Here is an 18,518-nt window from a genome sequence, read left to right as displayed (position 1 = left end):
CACCGCCCTGCCATCCGTCACATCGCAGCCGTAATTGCTTCGGACAACCGCTATCCTGGCGTTGGCAGGATAATCTCTCTCGGAGGCTGTCAATGGCGGACTGGACGAGGCCGCTCTTGCGAGGTTCGGCCGTGCTGGCTTTGCTCGCCCTTTCCGCCTGCCGTCATGGCGATATCGTTCTCGATGCCGGCGAGCCCGTCGTCAGTGCCGGGCGCTACGCCTCCACGGCCTCGCCGCTGGCTGAACCCGGCAAGCGGGCGCCGGCCCGCAATATCCTGGTCCTGACCAGTGGCGGTGCAGATGGCGCCTTCGGAGCCGGCGTGCTCCAGGCATGGTCTCAGAGCGGCAAGCGCCCGGTCTTCGATGTCGTCACCGGGACCTCGACAGGCGCGCTGCAGGCGACTGCGGCGTTCCTCGGCCCGGCCTCGGACCATCTGCTGGAACGCGTCTACACCACGACGCGGACGCGCGACATTTTTCGCTCCAACGGTTTGAAGACGTTGGTCGGCACCGGCCTTTACGATCCGGCTCCCTTGCGGCGCCTGCTGCTCGAGCTGATCAGCGATGACATGCTGGACCAAGTGGCGGCCGAGCACCGCAAGGGCCGCCGGCTCTATGTCGCGACAACCGACATGACGGCGGGCAAGACCATGTTCTGGGACATGGGTGCGATCGCCGCCTCCCAAGAGGACCGGCGCAGCCATTACGTCGACATCCTCGTCGCTTCGGCCGCGGTACCCGGCCTTGTTGAACCCGTGCGCATTCGCGACAGGCGAAGCGGTGCGGTTTCGATCCACAGCGACGGCGGCGTCATGGCACCGGTGCCGTTCGAGAGCTTCATGCTTGGCAGGGCAGTGCGCGGCAGCACGATATGGGTGCTCGCCAACGGCCATGTCAGCCGCGACGCCGCCGTTAGCAGTCCGGCTGCGTCGACGTTGGCGCTGGCCCGCCGCGGCGTCTCCCAGCTCATCCGGCAATTGCTTTACAGCTCCGTGCATGAGGCGCAGGGCAAGGCTATTGCGGCAGGAGCGCATTTTCGGCTGGTCGCACTGCCCGAGACTGTGCCAGAGGCGAGGGATCCGCTGCGCTTCGATCCTGACGAAATGCGTCCCTTGTTCGAGGCGGGGCAGGCGGCAGGCACGCGAATCTTCGGGGCACCGGCTTCGCCACTATCGCCTGATGCAACCCTGCCGCAGCTCTCAAGCACGGCTGCGCGCGCGGCATCGGCCGGCCCCGCAGAACTGGCGCTCTGATCGGAAGCGGCTGTCGCGAGCGGTCGTCCGGTCGGCGCACGCTGCCGGTCGCCTGACGCCCTCGATACGTCTATGATCGCCCTGTGGCGGCAGGACGGAGACCAGGACATGCCGGGAAGTGCTGAGCGGGCGGAGCTGGACGACCGAATCGCAATCGTCCGCAGGAACATCTCCGAGCTGATGGAACAGGCGACCGGCGCGTCCGGCGCAGCGGTCGAGGAGAGCCTCGCCAATCGGCTCAACGAGCAACAGGATTTGCTCACCGACCTTCTTCGGAAGCGCGAGGCGCTGGGCTGAAACGGCTGGAATCGTCGCTTCGGCTGGTTGCTGGCCCGAAGATGGCGGTGCGACGAGAGCACAGGACTCTGCCCGGCGATCTCGTGGCAACTGCGTGTTCCCAAAGCCGGCGGTTGGTGATATTGCGTTCCGCATCCGCCGGCTTCGAGATGGGCCGATGGAACCGATTTGCGAGTGATTGATTGCACTTGCGAGTAGCGCATCTGCTTTGGGAGCAATTCCCCCTGAGCGGCATAACAAAGATGACGAATTAAGAGCTTAGCAAATAATAGTTCATGTAACACTCGGGGCGTAGCTCAGCCTGGTAGAGCGGATGCTTTGGGAGCATCAGGTCGCACGTTCGAACCGTGTCGCCCCGACCACGTTTTGTGACTGGCGTCACGCGTGCTTCTTCACGCCCACGAGGTCAGTCGGGCTGTGTGGTCCTATTTCAGCCCGGATAGCAATTGCCGAAGCGCATCCACGAACCCTGGTGGAGCTATCTCTATGTCGAACGCATCGACCAGCGCGCCATAGTCATTTAGGCGCCAGCGTTTAGATGTAGGATTCTGCGAGCTGACAAATTTCTCGATCGCGCCCAACCGGGATTTCGATAGGGAGGCTACTGGCGTCTGGCCCGAAGGTGGTGCGGAATTGGCTCTGATGATGGAGCGTGCCCATTCTCCATCAGCCAGAGCGGGACGATGACCATGCGCGAGCCACGCAATCTGGAGAAATGGCGACGCTACGCCTCATCGGCCGAGATGCGGCGAACTTCCGGAGCCGGCGCCGAGCGGGCTTGCGCAGAGTGAAGAGCTTGCCCTGTGGCGAGACGGCCCTTTCGGGACGCTCTTTGTCTCATGGCGAGCGCCCGATCAGCCGGTCCTCGACGTTCTGAAGATGCCGGCGCATCGCGTCGGCGGCCCCCGCAGGTTCCCGGTGGGCGATGGCGTCGACGATCCGGTCATGATCATCGAAGCTATGGTGATCGGCGGGGGGGCTGCTGTGGCTCGGCCGTGGCCGCCCCCAGGTGACGGCACGGCGCACGGCGTTCAGCGTTTCGAGCAGCGCAAGCAGGATCGGGTTATGCGCAGCCTCGGCAATCTGATGGTGGAAGCGCGCGTCGTAAGCCTCGTATTCGCGCCAGGTCGTCGAAGCGCGGCAGGCAGTATTCAGTTCGGCGAGCATGGTGACCTCGGCCGCTGTAGCATTGATCGCCGCGAGGCGGGCAAGTTCAGGTTCAAGGCCGATGCGCGCCTTCATCACCTGGATCGGATTGCTGCGCTGCGCCAGATCCGAGATGTCCAGCAATTGCGGTGGCCGCGGCCCGACGAAAGTGCCCTTGCCGACATGGCGCCAGAGCTGGCCCTCGCGCTCGAGCACCGCCAGGCCCTTGCGCAATTCGGCGCGTTTGACGCCGAGGAGTTCGGCGAGCTCCCGCTCCGGCGGCAGGCGTCCGTCATCCGGCAGCCTCGCGGCAGCGAGAAAACCATAGAGCTGCGTCAGGACGCCCGAGACGGCGGCATCGGGTGGAGAAGCGACTGTCTGATCCATCATGCGGCGACCGGTGGTGAGTGACAGCACCTTGATTCCACGGATGCGCAACGATTGCAACCATTTTGCAATTGGTTGAAACAATCCACACCCGCGAACCGAATTCCCGGTCAATTTAGAAGTCATTCCGGCCTTGACATGATCAATATGCAGTATGACATTGCCCAAAATAAAATTGGTTGCGACCAGATCGCGCAAAAAGACCAAACCGAACTCTGGGAGGAGTCGTCATGAAGCTCTTGGGAAGAAGGCTGTCCGCCGTGTTCGCCGTCGCCGCCGCCCTGACGGTCGGGAGCGTGGCCGCGCAGGCACAGAGCAAGGTCCGGGTGGCGCTCGGAGACGTGCTGTCGACCGAGACGCTTGCGATGATCGTCGCGCTCGAGCGCGCCAAGGAGAAAGGCGTCGACTATCAGGTGACGCATTTCTCGAAGGAGGATCTCGCCATCCAGGCCGTGATCAACGGCCAGGCGGATCTGGGCATCGGCACGCCCTATGCCGTCGTCCAGAAGAGCAAGGCACCGCTACGCGTGCTCTTCCAGGGCACGCGGCTCGTCTTCTTCCCGGTCGCCGACAAGTCCTACAAATCGTGGAAGGACATGAACGGCCAGCCGATCACCTTCCACGCCCGCGCGACGGGGACGGAGGCCATCGGCAACATCATCGCCAAGCGCGAAGGCATCCAGTTCGGCGAGCGCAGCTATGTGCCCGGTTCCGAGAACCGGATCATCGGCATGATGAAGGGCCAGATCAAAGCCACCATCGTCGATCTCGCCAACAAGAATCTGCTGCTCGAGAAGGCGGGCGACCGCTTCCACGTTCTTCCCGGCGTCAGCGAGCCCGCCTCCGACGAGACGCTGTTTGGGCAGATCGAGTGGATCAAGAAGAACGAGAAGCAGGTGGACGTCATCGTCACCGAGTTCCTGCGGCTCTGGCAGGAGATGGCGGCCAATCCGGGAATCGTCGAACAGGAGCGCACCAAGCGCAAGCTGATGGCCGACCAGCCCAAGGAGGTGCTGGAGGGCATCACCAAGTTCTACACGATGGCGACCAAGGAGGGCGTCTATGCGCCGACCGGCGGCAGCGCCGAAATCGCGAAGGCCGATTTCGAGTTTTACGCCGAGGCCGGACAGATGCAGGGCCCAGCTGCGGAGCTGAAGGTCGAGGACTTCTGGTATCTCGCGCCGCTCGAGCGGGCACGCAAGGCCTTGGGCAGCTAGGCGAGCGCGCGCCTGTCCAGCCAACCGGCATGCCGGGCGATGACGGCCCGGCCTACCCCTCAACGCGGCTCGCACAAGCGGAGTGACCTCCCTTGCAGATTTCCGACCTTGCCACTGCCCTCCCGACGCGCCGTGAGCCTCCGGCCAGCTACTGGCGCGATGCGCTGATCCACCCGCTCGTCTTGCGTCTGGTTTCCTTCGCGGCGGTGCTCGCGCTTTGGGAGTATGCCGGGCGGATTCCATTGAGCCCGGCCTTCCCGACCTTTCTCGAAACCATGGGCGGCCTGAGTGCGATCATCGCCGACGGAACGCTCTACAAGGCCTTCCTGATCACACTCCATCCGCTCGTGATCGGCCTTGCCGTTTCGGTCCTGCTCGGCGTGGCGCTCGGCGTGCTGATGGGTCTGCACGAGCCTTCGGAATGGCTGATCGCACCCCTCTTCGTGATCGCCCAGGCGGCGCCGCTGGCCGCGCTCATCCCGGTCCTGACCTTCGCCTACGGCATCGGGCTCACCGCCAAGATCATGACCGTCTGCATCATGGCGATGCCGGTCATCGTGCTGAACACGCTCGGGGCGGTGCGCAACACGCCGAAATCGCTTCTGGAAATGGGCCGATCCTTTCTTGCCACGCGCAGCCAGAGCATCCGCCTCGTCATCCTGCCCGCAGCGAGCCCGATGATCTTCGCCGGTCTCCGGCTCGGCTGCGCGGCCGCCTTCATCGGCGTGATCCTCGCCGAGTTGCTGATTACGCCCACCGGCATCGGCGACGTGATCTCCTACAACCAGTCGGTCGCCGACTATCCGAAGATGTACGCGGCCATTCTCGCCATCATCGTGTTCTCGGTCCTGTTCATCGAGCTGCTGGAACGGATCGAGGTCACCCTGTTCCGACCGGAGAGCCGCGCATGACCCCGAATATCGCCCCCGCTGAACCGCGGCAGATGTCCGGCTCCGCGCCGATCCCGCCGCTCGCCACGCGGCCGATCGTCGAGGTCAAGAGTGTCTCGAAGACCTATGCCGGCGGCGTCGAGGCGCTCAGCGGCATATCGCTGGACTTTCCGGAAGGTCGGTTGACGACCCTGCTCGGCCCGTCCGGCTGCGGCAAGACCACGCTCCTGAAGATCATCGCCGGCCTGATCCCGGCCAGTGGCGGCCAGGTCTTCGTCGACGGCCGCGAGGTGAAGGGGCCGGGGCCCGAACGCGCCTTCGTCTTCCAGGATTTCGCGCTGATGCCCTGGGCGAGCGTCATCCGCAACGTCGCCTTCGGGCTCGAGCTGCGCGGCGTCGCCCATAGCGAGCGCGAGGCGATCGCCGAGCGCCACATCGCGCGCGTCGGCCTCAAGGGCTTCGAGCGGAAATATCCGCACGAGCTCTCGGGTGGCATGCGCCAGCGCGTCGGCCTTGCCCGGGCGCTCGCGGTCGACGCCAAGGTCGTGCTGATGGACGAGCCGTTCTCGGCCGTCGATGAGCAGACGCGCCGCAAGTTCCAGGAGGAGCTGCTCGAACTCGTCGCCAACGAGGGCAAGTCGTTCATCTTCGTGACGCACAGCATCGAAGAGGCGGTCTACGTCTCGGATCGGATCGCACTGCTCTCGCGCCGGCCGAGCCGCGTCTCGGCGATCATCGAGCCGAGGATCGTGCGCGGCGGCGACCCGGAGAAGATCAGGCGCGACAGTGCCTATCTCGATGTCGTCGAGGATATCTGGCAGCAGCTCAAGCACTACCTGGATTAGGGGGCGGCCATGGTCATTTCCGGCATCCGCCTTCCCATGATGACATCGCTGATCGTCTGGGCCGTGATCTGGGAGATCGCCGGCCATACCGACGCCGGCTTCATCCTGCCGCCGCTGTCGCGCATTATCTGGCGCGTCTTCGAGATCGTCCCGACCGCTTCGTTCCTCGACGCGCTCCTGATCACCGGCCGCGCCTTCCTGCTCGGCAATGCCATCGCGATCGGCATCGGCGTACCGCTGGGGATCCTGATGGGCCGCTCGGTCATCGCCGACCGGCTGCTCCTGCCCTGGGTGAACCTCTTCCTCTCGGCGCCCCTCAGCGCACTGGTCCCGGTGATCATGGTGCTGTTCGGGCTCGGCGAGACGACGATCGTCCTCGTCGTCGTCCTGTTCTCGATGTGGATCATCGTCCTCAACACTCGCGCTGGCGTCCGCGCCATTTCACCCTCGCTGGTCGAGATGGCGCGCAGCTTCGGCGCCAATGGCTGGCAGGCCTTCAGCCGGATCTATCTCTGGGCGGCGCTGCCCGAAATCCTGGCTGGCATCCGGTTGGGCATGATCCGCGCCGTCAAGGGCGTGGTCATCGGACAGTTGCTTGTCTCCGTCGTCGGCTTCGGCACGCTGTTCGAGATCTACCAGTCGCATTTCCTGATGGAGCATTTCTGGGCGCTGCTGCTCGTGCTCTTCAGCTTCGCCTTCACCCTCAACGAATTGCTGGCCGGGCTCGAACGTCGATTCGCCTATTACGCCGCCTCGCGCTGACCAACCCTCTTGCCAACGAAGGATCCTGCAAGATGAACATCGCCACGCCTCAGAACCATGTCGTCCAGGCCCCGGTGCCGGTTTCGCTTCCCGTGCGCGGGACGCAAAGCCGCTTCCCGGTTCACCGCATCTATTGCGTCGGCCGCAACTATGCCGCCCACACGATCGAGATGGGCGGAGACCCGACCCGCGAGGCGCCCTTCTTCTTCCAGAAGAACCCCGACAATGTCGTCCTCGACGGCGGCGACTTCCCCTATCCGCCGCGCAGCAGCAATGTTCACCACGAAATCGAGATGATCGTCGCCCTCGCCAAGGGCGGTAAGGACATTCCCGTCGAGGACGCCCTCGACCATGTGTACGGCTATGCCGTCGGCCTCGACATGACCCGGCGCGACCTGCAGGACGAGTGCAAGAAGGCGAGCCGGCCCTGGGAGATCGGCAAGGCCTTCGAACATTCGGCGCCGATGGGCGAGATCGTTCCGGCGAGCACGATTGGCCATCCCGAGAACGGGGCGATCTGGCTCAAGGTCAACGGCGAGATCCGCCAGCAGGGCGACCTGAACCACATGATCTGGAAGGTGCCGGAGATGATCTCATATCTTTCCGGCCTGTTCGAGCTTCAGCCGGGCGACCTGATCATGTCGGGCACCCCCTCCGGCGTCGGTGCGATCGTGCGCGGCGATATCATGGAAGGTCATATCGAGGGCATCGGTACCTTGCGCGCCAAGGTGGTTTGAGCGGCGACGAGTACGGCCCCTGAAGGCGGGCTCGCACTGGCTGACGGTGCCGCGGAAGGAACGCTTCGGGAAAGGCGTCGACGGATGCTTGTCGCCACTGCTCCGTCGGCACTTTCCCTGCCAGATGTCTGGACGATCAAGCGAGGGCGCTGAGTGTCGGCCGTTGAGCCCTGCTCTAACGTCAGCTCAAAGCGCGGGCAGCGACGGTCGCTGGCCCGCCGCCGATTGATGGACTTTCGCGGCGTTCGCCGGCAAGTCCGGGCCGTGTGGAGTGTGCGGAAGCCTGATGGCTGTCCATACCGAACAGTGGCCCGCTGCGACACGGTGGCGCTGGTAGACAGTGCGCCAGCAGCGGACGCTGAGTCTAAGCCTGCAAATGGACATCTCGGTCAAGCAACTGAAGTCGAGATTTGCCGCGCCTAGCCGCGTTTGCTGATGCCGACTTCAAACCCGTATTGTAGAGCGAGGCCAGGTGGGTTCTTACGTTTATGCGCCTTCGAACTCGCCGCTGCGGTTATCCATGACAAGTCGATGCAGGTGACGGGCAACGCCGCCCTCGCTTTCCGCAGCTTCGATCATCGTGCGCAACGCCGCATGGATAATGTCCTTTTTGGTGGCGACCGGATGCTCCTTGCGGACGGCCTTCAACAGATCGGCAGGTTCCGCGTAGCGATGTGCAAGTTTCAGGATCGTGCTTTCGAGCGTTGTTTTTGACATGGGACCCCACCATGGTCGGGGAACCCATAGCAGTGACTAAGGTTCCAATCGTAAGTCCATCGAAGCTCGTATCCTACCAGCGCGGGCATCGGTCGGCCGCTGGCCTTGTGGGCATAGGAATGGCGCCAGCCGAGTTATGGCCCAATCAGGTGCTTTGCAGTTGCCGCTAGCATCGAGTGGGATCTGAGGCTGGCGCCGCTCCGAAACCGGCGAGATTACGTCCGCTTGAGACTGGTGATCGTCGCGTCGGGCACTCCGGCGAAATTGTTGCCCAACAGATAGCGCGGGCTGGAATTCACCCACTTGTCGAGATCGATTTCCTCGAACTTGCCGTTATCCCAGGTCTGCACGATCTCGAGGTCTTCATCGCCGACATTCTTGATCGCGTGGCCGAAGCCCTGCGGGATGTAAGCGACGTCGCCCGGCTTGAACTCGGCGACCTTGCCGCGCCCGCCCGAGCCGAAGAGCGCCACCTGCCCCTTGCCGCGCAGGTAATAATGCCATTCGTTGGCGTTCACGTTCCAGTGCAGTTTCCGCATCGCACCCGGCTTGATGACCATCACGCCGCCGGACATCGACTTGGAGATCGGCCATTCATCGACCGTCGCCAGGCGGAAGGTGCCGCCGTCGAAGTCGCGCACCGCACGGTTGTCGCGCAACAGGCTGAACTTGTGCGTCGACTCCTTGGGCCAGGGTGCGTCGAGGGCATCCGACGCCGGCAGCACCGGTCCCGCCTGGATGTAGGTCTCGCCGTTCGGGAAGGCATCGAAGACATCCTTCGGCACACCGAAGTTGAGCGCCAGCATGTCCTTGGGCGCGACATCGATCCAGTCCGTGATCGAGAAGGTTCCGTGCTCGGAAAAGGCGCCGTTGTCGAAGGACAGGATGAAATGGCAGGGCTTGTCGCCGATCGTCTGGATCGAATGGCCGTGGCCCTTCGGGAAGAACCAGAGATCGCCTGGCCCGTAATTGTTGATCTCGCTCGCACCTGACGGATCGAGAACGACCGTCTGACAGCGGCCTTCTATGACAAAGGCCCATTCGGCGGCGATGGCGTGCCAGTGCAGCTCGCGCGAGGCGCCCGGTTCGAGGAACATGTGTACGCCAGCGATCCCCTTGCTGATCGGGAACTGGTGGACGGTCGCCTCCTTCGCCCAGCCGCCGGAGGTGACCTTCGGGACGTTGCCGTCGAGCGAGAAGCGGAAATCGGGCATCTCAGCCACGTCCTTGGGATCGTGATACGCGACCTTCTCGCCCGGAGGCAGCTCGACCGCCTGTCGCGCGTATCCGCCATCCCCAGCCCTGAACCGGGGCAGGCCAGACTGCGCGTTGCCGCCGATGGTCGTCGTGAGGAGGCCTCCGGCGGCGGTCACTGCCAGCATGTGGCGACGTGAAATGGGATCCATGACGTCTCTCCTTTGGATTGGCGGGCCGTTCGCCCGTCTTGCTGATTTCTTATCATCTGCGCCGGAAGCCAATTATGCCGGCGGCTTTCTGGATCATATCTTGGTATGAGCAAGATCATCTTGGTGTGAACTTGTCGCCGATACTCTGGATGGCCATGGCGGCTCGGCTTCAGCTAAGTCGAAGCCTTCCAGCGGCGCAGTGCGCAGCAGCATCCCGACGGTGAGACCAGTTGCTCCGGCAGGTGACGGATCTGCCTTTTCTTGCCCGCCAAGATGGCAGGGCGCCGCGCGCGGCGCCCTGTATTCGGCGTCACTGCGTGACCGAGACCGCTGCTTCGGCCGCCTTCTCGATCACCCGCGTCACCGTGTCGGGATGAGAGACCATCACGACGTGCGAGCCGCCCTTGATCACGGTGGTTCCCCGGGAATGTGCGCGCTCGGCCATGAAGGCGTTGACCGCGGGCGGAATGTTCTTGTCCCTGTCGCCATAGACGAACCAGGAGGGGATCGTCTTCCAGGCTGGCGCAGTCGATGGCTCGTTCAGCGCCGCTTCGGTGATGGGGCGCTGCGTCGCAGCCATCCGCCACGCCTCGTCCTTTGGGACGTCCGCGGCGAATTGAGCCCGGAACTTGTCCTGCCGGATGTAGAGGTCGTTGCCGCCGCCTTCGAGCGGTACCGGTTGCCCCAGTGTGGGCCCGAGCGTGCTGCCGGGGAACTTGCCGGATAGACCGGCACCGGTGTCCCCGACATCTGGCGCGAAGGCGGCCACGTAGACGAGCGCCTTCACGTTTGGCTTGCCGGCGGCAGCTTCGCTTATGACCGAGCCGCCATAGGAGTGCCCGACGAGCACGACGGGGGCCTTCAGGCTCGACAAGATACCGGCGATGGAGGCCGCGTCGCCCTTGACGCTGCGCAGCGGGTTGGCGGCAGCGATGACGGGGTAGCCGTCCCTCTCAAGACGGCTGATGACGCCGTTCCAGCTCGAGCCGTCGGCGAAGGCCCCGTGCACGAGCACGATCGTCGGCTTGTCGTCTTCCGCATGGGCCATGCTGCCTGCGAGCAGGCTCGCGCCCACGGCCAGCCCTATCATCAATTTGTTCATTCGATCTCTCCTTCTCTCTGGCACTTCAATTTCGAGGTGCGGATCATCCGCACGGTGCGGGGCCGGCGAAGCGTCGACCCACATCAAGAACTGCCAAGAACAGGGGAGGGAAGGCTATTAAACTGCCGAATGTCTCAATCATACCATGATTGAATCAGTCTATATGATGATCTTGCTCCCCTATACTTCTGTATGATGGCTTGCGTAGTGACTTTATCGCTACGTCACCAGGGCCATGGGCTGCCGGCTCGTCAGGAAAGGGCCCGCTCGATGAGGCCGATCAGCGTCCGGCTCTCGAAGGGCTTGCAGAGGAAGCCGATTCCGCCGACCGCCAGGGCCCGTGCACGGACGTGCTCATCCGGAAAGGCGGTGATGAAGATCACGGGGATCGTCCGGCCGGAACACCGCAAGGCCGCTGTCAGCTCGACGCCGCCGAGGCCTCCCATCTGAACGTCGGTGATGACGCAATCGATCGACACCGTCGGAAGCACCGCCAGCAAATCTTCGGCTGAGGCAAAGCTCCGCACAGCCAAGCCGAGCGACCGCACCAGATTCTGCGTCGCGTCGCGCACGGAAGCATCGTCATCGACGATGGCGACGGTTTTGGTCATCGAACAGCTTTTCCCACCGGGCCGGCACCACTCGTCCGAACCCTCGCGCTATTTCATGCGTTGCCCGACGGCGAACGGGAATCATACAGAGGTTTGAGTTCGCCCGTCCCGATCCGGTTTCAGCCGGAAGGCGGCTGGATGGCCTGGGCCATTTTCACCAGCTCGGCGAGCGAGCGCGCGCCCATCTTCTCCATGACGTGGCCGCGATGGATCTTCACCGTGATCTCGCTGATGCCGAGCCGGCCGGCGACCTGCTTGTTCATCAGCCCGGTCGTGACGAGTGCCATGACCTCGCGCTCGCGGGCCGTGAGGGTGTCGTAGGCAGCCTTCAGCCCAGTGAGCCGGCCTTCCGCCGCGCGGCGCTCGCGGTCGCGCTCCAGCGCCTGCGAGACCGCATCGAGCATGTCCTGGTCGCGGAACGGCTTGATCAGGAAATCGAGCGCGCCGGCCTTCATCGCCCGCACTGACATCGGCACGTCGCCATGGCCCGTCACGAACACGATCGGGATGTTGTTGCCCGACCGCGCCAGCTGCCCCTGGAACTCGAGTCCGCCGACGCCCGGCAGTCGGACGTCCAGCACCAGGCAGCTCTCGGTCTCGGCCGGCGGGCGAGTCAGAAATTCGGCCGTGGAAGCGAAAACCTCGACGCGCAGGCCGACCGATCGGAACAGATTGTCGAGTGCCTCCCGTATGGAAGGGTCGTCGTCGACGATGAAGACGGTGGGGCTCTGCGGGCTGGTCATCGAGACGGCTCTTTGTGGAGAGGCAGCGAGACGGTGAAGGTCGCGCCCGCGCCGGGCGTTGCGCTGGCCCGGATGCGCCCGCCATGGGCTTCGAGGATCGAGCGGCAGATCGACAATCCCATCCCCATACCGTTGGCCTTGGTGGTGAAGAAGGCATTGAACAGACGCGACGCCGTCTCGGGATCGAAGCCCGGCCCGGAATCCGCCACCATCATTTCAAGCGCGCCGTCGACGACGCTGCAACCGATAACCAGATCACGCGCGCGATCTTCGACCTGATCCATGGCCTGGCAGGCATTGACCATGAGATTGATCAGCACCTGCTGGATCTGCACGCGGTCGCCGAGCGCAGGCGGCAAGCCCGTCTCCAGTCCGAGGATCAGCCTCACCTGGTGCCGATCGAGCTCCCGCCGCATCAGCGCCGCTGTCTCGCCGATCAGTTCGTCAAGGGCGAAGGGCGCGTGCTGCGGCACGGATTTGGCCGCCAGCGAGCGAAGCCGCTGGACAACCGTTGCCGCACGCCTGGCGTCGTCGACCATGCTCCGCAGGGAGGCCCGCCCCTCCTGTAATTCAGGGACCGGCCGGTCGAGCCAGCGCAGACCGGCCTCGCCATTGGTGACGATCGCAGCGAGCGGCTGGTTGATCTCGTGCGCGATCGAGGCGGTCATCTCCCCCAACGTCGCCACGCGGGTCACGTGGGCGAGTTCTGCCTGTGCATGATGCAGTGCGTCCTCGGTCTCGCGCCGGGCCGTGATGTCCATGATCGTGACCAGCACCTGGCCGAGGTCGGGCCTGTCGGCGGGAACCGCGATGGTGACCAGCACGGTAAGCCGGCGCCCGTCCAGCGTGTCCATCACGCTTTCTGCCTCATGAGCGACGCCGTGCTCCCAGAGCGTCGCGAGCATCGACCAGAGGCCCTCCTCCATCTCGCGTGGAACGAGGCCGGGCAGCGCCGCGCCGAGCTTGGGAACGCTCGCGGCGCTGAACATCTTCAGGCTCGTGTCATTCGCATTGATCAGTCGCATTGCGCCGAGCATGCGCCGGGCGAGGCCCGGATCGGCGGCCCTGGCGGCGGCGATGTCCTTGTCACCAGCCGCCTTGCCGGCGGCGATCGCCGCGCCGACGGCGGCGAAATCCATTTCGAGGATCGCGACGCCCGCTGCCCGGAAGATATGGCGATAGCGCCGTTCGCTCTCGCCCAGCACCGACATGGCGGATTTCACCTTGGCCGCCAGCAGCGTCGAGATGCCGATCGCCGCCAGGCTGACCAGGCACCGTGCGACCGGGCCCGGCTGGAAGCTGGTGCCATGGGAGATCAGGAAGCTGAGCAGCGTCAGCCCCATGCAGCCGGCGCCGATCAGCAGCAGGCTGCGCCTGTCGACGCAGTTCAGCAAAAGCAGCACCACGGCGACATAGAGCACCGCGATCGCGATATCGAACGGCGTCAGCGTATCGACGGCGAAGATGACGATCGCGAGCGCGGCCGCCGCGATCGGTGAAAACAACGGCATCGGCTCCCCCTGGCCGAAAGATCACTTGGTTGAGCCCGCCTCTCGTCCCGGTTGCTTTTATATCGCAGTTTTGCCGCGCCGGATGCCATGGCGGTACGGCAGGCCCGACTTCGACTGCGGCAGCCGGAACAGCCAGCCGGCGTGGCCGATCATACGCGGGTATGAGCCCGGCAATACGAGTGTCCGATTCTGCTGCGCGGCGCTCATCCTTAGGTTCCCAGTGCGCCCTGTTCCTCGGCGCAGGTCGACGGCCACAGCCGGAAGCGCTGGGGCGCGTGTCGCCCCGATTTTACTGCCTACCCCAATCCAGGAGCAGACCATGAGCACGGAAACGGATGCATCCGAGAGCTTTGACCGCCGTCAGATCTTGGGAGCGGCAGCAGTGAGCGCCGTTGCCCTGGGCACGGCGAGTGTGTTGCTGCCGCAGCAGGCTTTCGCCGCTTCGGGCAGCGACATTCGCCCCTTCCGCTTCAAGGCGACGGGTGAGCAACTCGCGGATCTTCGCCGGCGCGTCGTGGCGACCCGCTGGCCCGAGAAGGAAACGGTCCCGGACGAGTCCCAGGGCGTGCGGCTGGCGACCGTCCAGCAGCTCGCACGCTATTGGGCAACCGGCTACGACTGGCGCAAGGTCGAGGCGCGGCTGAATGCGCTGCCGAACTTCATCACCGAGATCGACGGCCTCGACATCCATTTCATCCATGTGCGCTCGAAGCACGCGCATGCGCTGCCGCTGATCGTCACCCATGGCTGGCCGGGCTCGATCATCGAGCAGCTCAAGATCATCGACCCGCTGACCAATCCGACGGCGCACGGCGGGAGCGCGGCGGATGCCTTCCATCTCGTTATCCCGTCGCTGCCTGGATACGGCTTCTCGGGCAAGCCGACGGCGCCCGGCTGGAACCCGCAGCGCATCGCGCGGGCCTGGGCGGTGCTGATGCAGCGTCTCGGCTATGCGCGCTATGTCGCGCAGGGCGGCGACTGGGGCAATGCCGTCACGGAGACCATGGCCCTGCAGCAGCCGCCCGGGCTGGTCGGCATCCACACCAACATGCCGGCGACCGTCCCGGTTTCGATCTCGCAGGCGCTCGCCCGCGGCGAGGCACCTCCGGCCGACCTGTCGCCGGACGAACGCAACGCCTGGAACCAGCTCGACGTCTTCAACAAGGAAGGCCTGGGCTACGCCATCGAGATGAACAACCGGCCGCAGACGCTGTACGGCATCGTCGATTCCCCGGTCGGCCTCGCGGCCTGGATGATCGATCACGACGCGCGCAGCCAGGAGATGATCGGCCGCGTCTTCGACGGAAAGACGGAAGGGCTGAGCCGAGACGACGTCCTCGACAATGTCACGCTCTACTGGCTGACGAACACCGCGATCTCCTCGGCGCGCCTCTACTGGGACAACGCGCATCACCCGGCCGGGGGCTTCTTCGACCCCAGGGGTATCCAGCTCCCGGTCGCGGTCAGCGTGTTCCCGGACGAGATCTATGCGGCGCCGCGCAGCTGGGCCGAGCGGGCCTATCCGCAACTTGTGTACTTCAACAGGCTCGAGAAGGGCGGCCACTTCGCCGCCTGGGAGCAGCCGGCGCTGTTCACCGCCGAAATGCGGGCGGCATTCCGTTCGCTGCGGCAGCCCGCGTGACGCGGCGCCACACAGAGCGCGCCCACCTCACCCGTCCCTTATGATCGAAAGCCATCGGAGCTCTTCCATGAGCGACATCGACATCCCCGCAGACATCAATCAGGCGCGCCGCCGGTTCGTCGGCAGCGCGGCCCTTTCGCTCGCCGCGGTGGGGCTCTGCCTGACCGACGCGGCGGAGGCGCAGACCCCGCCGCCGCGCGCCGTGCCGGGCACCAATGCGTCGTTCGCGGCGCTGAAACAGATCGACGCCGGCGTCCTCAACGTCGGATATGCCGAGGCCGGGCCGGCGGACGGTCCGCCGGTGCTGTTGCTGCACGGCTGGCCCTACGACATCCACAGCTATGTCGATGTCGCCCCGATCCTGGCCAAGGCCGGATATCGGGTGATCATTCCCTCGCTTCGCGGCTACGGGACGACCCGCTTCCTCTCGCAGGAGACGCCGCGCAACGGGCAGCAGGCGACGCTTGCCGTCGACGTGATCACGCTGATGGATGCGCTCAAGATCGAGAAGGCCATCATCGCCGGCTATGACTGGGGCGGGCGGACGGCGAACGTCATCGCCGCGCTCTGGCCCGAGCGCTGCAAGGCGATGGTCTCGATCAGCGGCTATCTCATCGGCAGCCAGGAGGCGAACAGGCCGCCGCTGCCGCCCAAGGCCGAGCAGCAATGGTGGTACCAGTATTATTTCGCCACCGAGCGGGGCGCGGCCGGCTACGCCAAGTACACAAGCGACTTTGCCCGGCTGATCTGGGAGCTCGCCTCGCCGCAATGGCGGTTCGACGACGCCACCTTTGCGCGCTCGGCGGCGGCCTTCGACAATCCCGACCATGTCGCGATCTCGATCCACAACTACCGCTGGCGGCTCGGACTGGCGCCGGGCGAGCCGCAGTTCGACGCCATCGAGAAAAAGCTCGCCGCCTTCCCGAATATCGGGGTGCCGACCATCACCCTCGAAGGCGATGCCAACGGCGCGCCCCATCCCGAGCCCGCGGCCTACGCCAGGCGCTTCACCGGCAGATACGAGCACCGGCTGTTCAAGGGTGGCATCGGCCACAACCTGCCGCAGGAAGCGCCGCAGCGCTTCGCCCAGGCGGTCATCGACGCCGGCGGATTCTGACGGATCGGCGCAAGGCTCGACGCCGAAATTCATCGATCGAGCCCCACTTGAAAGGAAATCGTTATGACTGCTTCAGCCAACGTCAGGCAGCGCGAGAAGCTGCTCTACACCGGCAAGACCCATGTGACCGGAGGCCACGAGCACGGTGTCGCCCGCAGTTCCGACGGCGCGCTCGACGTCAAGTTTTCGCCTCCCGGCTCCGGCCGCCCCGGCACCAATCCCGAGCAGATGCTCGCGGCCGGCTGGTCCGCCTGCTTCGAGGGCGCCATCGGGCTCGCCGCCAAGCAGCTGAAGGTCACACAGCCGGTCGAGCCGGCGATCGACGCCGAAGTCGATCTCAATTTCGGTGAAGACGGTTTCTTCCTGCGGGCGCGCCTCAATGTCAGCTTGCCAGGGCTCGATCGCGCGGTCGCCCAAGCCGTGGTCGACGAGGCCCATCGGACCTGCCCATACTCCAAAGCGCTCAAAGCCGGCATCGACATCACCGTTACCCTGGTGTGAAACTTTGGGTTCCGGCCGCCGACGGAGACGCCGGCGGCTGGTCAAGAGGCAGAACCGGGCATGACCGTCAGGCCGCGGGGCAACCGACAACCACCGCCATGCTAGATTTTCATGACATCATGGGCATGCTCGGCGACCCGATTGTCTCGACCGGCATCCTCGCGCTGGTCGGCGCCGTGGTCACGAGGGTGTTGCTGCGCAACCATCCGACCCGCCGCCTCGTCGGCCAGCTCGTCTTCTTCGTGGCGCTGACGGTTTTGCTGCTGCACCACGGCATCGTGCCTTACGAGCCCGGCCCGGCCGAGGCCTCCAAGCTGCAGCGCGTCTTCGTCGGGCTGGCCAAGGTGATCTGGTGGACCAACGCGGCCTGGTCGCTGATCAGTGTCGTTCGTGTCTTCCTGATCTTCGAGCGCCAGCCGCGCGAGGGCCGGCTGCTGCAGGATCTCGTCGTCGGCATCATCTATGTCGGTGCCATCCTCTCCGTCGTCGCCTATGTCTTCGATGCGCCGGTCGGCACGCTGATCGCGACCTCCGGCGTCTTCGCCATCATCCTCGGCCTGGCGCTGCAGAGCACGCTCGCCGACGTCTTCTCCGGCATCGCGCTCAATCTCAGCAAGCCCTATGGCGTCGGGGACTGGCTCTCGCTCGGCAATGGCATCGAGGGCAAGGTCGTCGAGACCAACTGGCGCGCGACGCACCTCCTCAACGGCGCGAACGACCTGGTCATCGTCCCCAACAGCGACCTCGCCAAAGCCAGGCTGACCAATCTGAGCAGCCCGCAGCGCAGCCATGGCGTCTCGTTGACGGTCAGGTTCAGGCCGAGCCGGGCGCCTTCGGCCATGGTCGAGGTGATGCGCTCGGTCCTGCTCAGCAGCAACTCGATCCTGATGAGCCCGGAACCGGCGGCTCAGGTCAGGGCGCTCGATGCCGGCGCGATCGAACTGGAGCTGTCCTTCAAGGTCGCCGACATCGCGGCGGTCGGCCCGGCGCGCAGCGAGATCTTCGATCTGATCTACCGGCACGCCAAATCCGCCGGCCTGGACTTCGCCGCGCCTGCGACGGCGGGCCTGCCCGCGCCTCCCAGGCCGGACACGGAGGAGCCGGGCGACCGCAGCATGGCCCGGCGCCTGCTCGACGCGATCCCGCTGTTCGCCGCGCTGAGCGAGGAGGAGAAGGACACGCTGGCGCAGACCACGACGCGGCGCAGCTTCCGCAAGGGCGAGGTGATGGCAGCGCAGGGCTCGGTGCCGACATCGCTGATGATCATGCGCAGTGGCGTCGCCACCGTCACGCGCCACGACAAGGCGAAGGACAGCGAGCTGGGACGCCTGGCGCCTGGCGATTTCTTCGGCGAAGGCGGGCTCCTGACCGGCGCGGGCGAGCCCGGCGCGGTCACGGCGCTGACCCATGTCGTCGTCTACGAGATCACGCAGGACAGTCTCGCCACCTTGCTGCGCGACCGCCCCTCCATGGCGGACGAGCTCGGCACCTTGCTGGCGCGCCGCAGCGACGGGGGATACCATGCCGAGAGGGCTCCTGAGGTCGCCGGGCCGCTGACCGTATCGCGCCTCACCGAGCGCATCCGCCATCTGTTCGAGCTCTGACCAGCGGCAATGGTATCACGCCCATACCTG

General features: G+C 65.1%; 18 protein-coding genes and 1 tRNA gene. 12 read left to right on the top strand and 7 right to left on the bottom strand.

The features are described from left to right. Positions 1-92 precede the first annotated feature (92 nt). The 3 genes from B6S44_RS04835 (at position 93) to B6S44_RS04825 (ending at position 1,912) form a co-directional block, all read left to right on the top strand. Positions 93-1,253 (top strand): patatin-like phospholipase family protein, encoded by a 1,161-nt coding sequence (locus B6S44_RS04835; RefSeq protein ID WP_129155643.1) that lies wholly within the window; start codon positions 93-95, stop codon positions 1,251-1,253. Between the two features lie 72 nt (positions 1,254-1,325). Next, complete coding sequence (locus tag B6S44_RS04830) at positions 1,326-1,550, top strand: hypothetical protein (RefSeq protein WP_248309453.1); 225 nt, start codon at positions 1,326-1,328, stop codon at positions 1,548-1,550. Between the two features lie 285 nt (positions 1,551-1,835). Further along, positions 1,836-1,912, top strand: a tRNA-Pro gene (locus B6S44_RS04825). Positions 1,913-2,387: 475 nt separating this feature from the next. Here B6S44_RS04825 and B6S44_RS04820 read toward each other — a convergent pair. Next, positions 2,388-3,290: a FadR/GntR family transcriptional regulator gene (locus tag B6S44_RS04820; protein WP_248309452.1), complete on the bottom strand. Its 903-nt coding sequence runs from the start codon at positions 3,288-3,290 to the stop codon at positions 2,388-2,390. 23 nt (positions 3,291-3,313) lie between these two features. On the opposite strand from B6S44_RS04820, the gene B6S44_RS04815 reads away from it, so the two are divergent. From B6S44_RS04815 to B6S44_RS04795, 5 genes are all read left to right on the top strand, one after another. Continuing rightward, positions 3,314-4,300 carry an ABC transporter substrate-binding protein gene (locus B6S44_RS04815; protein ID WP_129155642.1) on the top strand — a complete coding sequence of 329 codons (987 nt, stop codon included), beginning with the start codon at positions 3,314-3,316 and terminating at the stop codon, positions 4,298-4,300. Positions 4,301-4,392: 92 nt separating this feature from the next. Beyond that, positions 4,393-5,211: an ABC transporter permease gene (locus tag B6S44_RS04810; RefSeq protein ID WP_248309451.1), complete on the top strand. Its 819-nt coding sequence runs from the start codon at positions 4,393-4,395 to the stop codon at positions 5,209-5,211. After that, positions 5,208-6,035 (top strand): ABC transporter ATP-binding protein, encoded by an 828-nt coding sequence (locus B6S44_RS04805; protein ID WP_465246086.1) that lies wholly within the window; start codon positions 5,208-5,210, stop codon positions 6,033-6,035. Before B6S44_RS04810 ends, B6S44_RS04805 begins: the two co-directional genes overlap by 4 nt. Positions 6,036-6,044: 9 nt before the next feature. Further along, entirely contained in the window at positions 6,045-6,797 is a 753-nt protein-coding gene (locus B6S44_RS04800; protein ID WP_129155641.1) for an ABC transporter permease, read from the top strand. A gap of 32 nt (positions 6,798-6,829) precedes the next feature. Continuing rightward, complete coding sequence (locus B6S44_RS04795; protein ID WP_129155640.1) at positions 6,830-7,534, top strand: fumarylacetoacetate hydrolase family protein; 705 nt, start codon at positions 6,830-6,832, stop codon at positions 7,532-7,534. A 486-nt stretch (positions 7,535-8,020) separates the two neighbouring features. On the opposite strand, the gene B6S44_RS04790 is transcribed toward B6S44_RS04795, so the two are convergent. The 6 genes from B6S44_RS04790 to B6S44_RS04765 all read right to left on the bottom strand — a co-directional run bounded on the left by B6S44_RS04790 (position 8,021) and on the right by B6S44_RS04765 (position 13,624). Then, positions 8,021-8,251 (bottom strand): hypothetical protein, encoded by a 231-nt coding sequence (locus B6S44_RS04790; protein WP_129155639.1) that lies wholly within the window; start codon positions 8,249-8,251, stop codon positions 8,021-8,023. Between the two features lie 215 nt (positions 8,252-8,466). Beyond that, positions 8,467-9,657, bottom strand: a complete 1,191-nt coding sequence (locus tag B6S44_RS04785; RefSeq protein ID WP_248309450.1) for a cupin domain-containing protein — start codon at positions 9,655-9,657, stop codon at positions 8,467-8,469. Between the two features lie 310 nt (positions 9,658-9,967). Beyond that, entirely contained in the window at positions 9,968-10,747 is a 780-nt protein-coding gene (locus B6S44_RS04780) for an alpha/beta fold hydrolase (protein ID WP_206735086.1), read from the bottom strand. 263 nt (positions 10,748-11,010) lie between these two features. Next, positions 11,011-11,370: a response regulator transcription factor gene (locus B6S44_RS04775; protein ID WP_129155638.1), complete on the bottom strand. Its 360-nt coding sequence runs from the start codon at positions 11,368-11,370 to the stop codon at positions 11,011-11,013. A gap of 119 nt (positions 11,371-11,489) precedes the next feature. After that, the gene (locus B6S44_RS04770) at positions 11,490-12,113 is read right to left on the bottom strand and encodes a response regulator transcription factor (protein ID WP_129155637.1); all 624 of its coding nucleotides are present in this window, start codon (positions 12,111-12,113) and stop codon (positions 11,490-11,492) included. Continuing rightward, complete coding sequence (locus B6S44_RS04765; protein ID WP_129155636.1) at positions 12,110-13,624, bottom strand: sensor histidine kinase; 1,515 nt, start codon at positions 13,622-13,624, stop codon at positions 12,110-12,112. The genes B6S44_RS04770 and B6S44_RS04765 overlap by 4 nt, the downstream gene beginning before the upstream one ends. Positions 13,625-13,943: 319 nt before the next feature. Here B6S44_RS04765 and B6S44_RS04760 point away from each other — a divergent pair, with 319 nt between their 5' ends. From B6S44_RS04760 to B6S44_RS04745, 4 genes are all read left to right on the top strand, one after another. After that, on the top strand, positions 13,944-15,266 hold the full coding sequence (locus B6S44_RS04760) for an epoxide hydrolase family protein (protein ID WP_164985726.1): 1,323 nt from the start codon (positions 13,944-13,946) through the stop codon (positions 15,264-15,266). 67 nt (positions 15,267-15,333) lie between these two features. Next, positions 15,334-16,383: an alpha/beta fold hydrolase gene (locus B6S44_RS04755; RefSeq protein WP_465246085.1), complete on the top strand. Its 1,050-nt coding sequence runs from the start codon at positions 15,334-15,336 to the stop codon at positions 16,381-16,383. 63 nt (positions 16,384-16,446) lie between these two features. Beyond that, on the top strand, positions 16,447-16,884 hold the full coding sequence (locus B6S44_RS04750) for an Ohr family peroxiredoxin (RefSeq protein ID WP_129155633.1): 438 nt from the start codon (positions 16,447-16,449) through the stop codon (positions 16,882-16,884). Between the two features lie 98 nt (positions 16,885-16,982). Further along, complete coding sequence (locus tag B6S44_RS04745) at positions 16,983-18,488, top strand: cyclic nucleotide-binding domain-containing protein (protein WP_129155632.1); 1,506 nt, start codon at positions 16,983-16,985, stop codon at positions 18,486-18,488. Positions 18,489-18,518: the final 30 nt, after the last annotated feature.

It is taken from the genome of Allobosea sp. Tri-44 (assembly GCF_004123845.1).
In the GTDB taxonomy this organism is placed as follows: domain Bacteria; phylum Pseudomonadota; class Alphaproteobacteria; order Rhizobiales; family Beijerinckiaceae; genus Allobosea.
This window is presented reverse-complemented; position numbering and strand designations above follow the sequence as displayed.